The 257-nt window shown below is 58.4% G+C and carries 1 protein-coding gene; it reads right to left on the bottom strand.

Annotated features, from left to right (window positions below; all coding sequences use genetic code 11):
- The coding region (locus L0M99_RS09725) for an adenylyltransferase/cytidyltransferase family protein (protein ID WP_238128456.1) at window positions 1-257 on the bottom strand (257 nt) is incomplete at both ends.

Raw genomic sequence — 257 nt, forward strand, 5'->3', positions numbered from 1 at the left:
GGTTTATAGTCGCCGCCTTTCACCAGCAGATCTGGCAAGATCCCGGCGATCAAGCGCTGCGGTGTGTCCTCTTCAAACGACACCACCCAGTCGACCGCTTCCAGTGCGCCCAGCACAATCATACGCTGTTCGAGCGGGTTAACGGGGCGGGAATCCCCTTTCAGCCGTTTGGTGGAGGCATCGCTGTTCACAGCGACAATCAAACGGTCACCCAGTTTACGGGCATTTGCCAGATAAGAGACGTGCCCGGCGTGCAG

The organism is Varibaculum cambriense (genome assembly GCF_022133705.1).
GTDB classification, from domain to species: domain Bacteria; phylum Actinomycetota; class Actinomycetes; order Actinomycetales; family Actinomycetaceae; genus Varibaculum; species Varibaculum cambriense_A.